The 785-nt window shown below is 51.7% G+C and carries 1 protein-coding gene and 1 pseudogene; both read right to left on the bottom strand.

Going from position 1 to position 785, the window contains the following annotated elements:
* Window positions 1–249 (bottom strand): annotated as a pseudogene (locus HMPREF0178_RS20135) (hypothetical protein); the annotation flags it as partial.
* Between the two features lie 172 nt (window positions 250–421).
* Window positions 422–652, bottom strand: coding sequence for a response regulator (locus HMPREF0178_RS20130; protein ID WP_009369381.1), 231 nt, complete (start codon window positions 650–652; stop codon window positions 422–424).
* Window positions 653–785 lie beyond the last annotated feature (133 nt).

Below are 785 nucleotides of genomic sequence, written 5' to 3'. Positions count from 1 at the left end.
ATCAAGCTCGTCGCTGCCTTCCGAAAGGCCGGATAAGATCCCGTCGAGCCGCGCGATCAGCGTATCATCGGAAAGATGGTTCAGCTCTTTTTTGACCAGCCGCTGCGTGGCCCCGCGGACGATCCCGGTGTAATTGATGACACGGGCGTCGCCCTGCAGGCTTTTGATGAAATCGATCGAAAGCACCCCGGTCAGCAGCAACGCTACACTCAAAAGCGTTGGGACGGCTTTTCCCTGCAACGTCGTCAAAATTCTCTTCATCGGTACAGTTCCCCCGGAAGCGTCCCAATCATGTGCACATATGCTGTTTTTCCGCCGCGCTGCCCAAAGCCCCCGCGAGGGACATCAGGGGCGGGCACCCTCCGGCACCGGTGACATCTGGTCGCATGCCGGGCCATCATGGACAAGCCGCCCCGGCTTGCTACAGGCTTTTGCTGATGCCGCCCATATACTTTTTCAAAACGTTGCTGATTTCCTCAAGGGCAATGGGCTTGGTTATATAATCATCCATGCCCGCTGTATATGCCTTATCCATGTCTTCCACAAAGGCATTTGCGGACATGGCGACAATCGGAATATGGCTTGCGCCCTGCGATTGTTCCATTTGCCGTATCAAACGTAGCTTTAGCCATTGAAGACTCCTCTTGGACATGAGACACTACCCCGAAAACAAACAAATTTGTATAAATAAAAAAAGGCCACCAGGTAATACATACTTGGTAGCCTTTTTATTGAAACAATGGGGGTACTAAAGAATAACGTTTATAAGCAAGGCCTAAGAGAGA

The sequence above is a fragment of the Bilophila sp. 4_1_30 genome (assembly GCF_000224655.1).
GTDB classification, from domain to species: Bacteria; Desulfobacterota; Desulfovibrionia; order Desulfovibrionales; family Desulfovibrionaceae; genus Bilophila; species Bilophila wadsworthia.
Note: the sequence above shows the minus strand (reverse complement) of the source record. Positions and strands in the feature narration are given on the sequence as shown.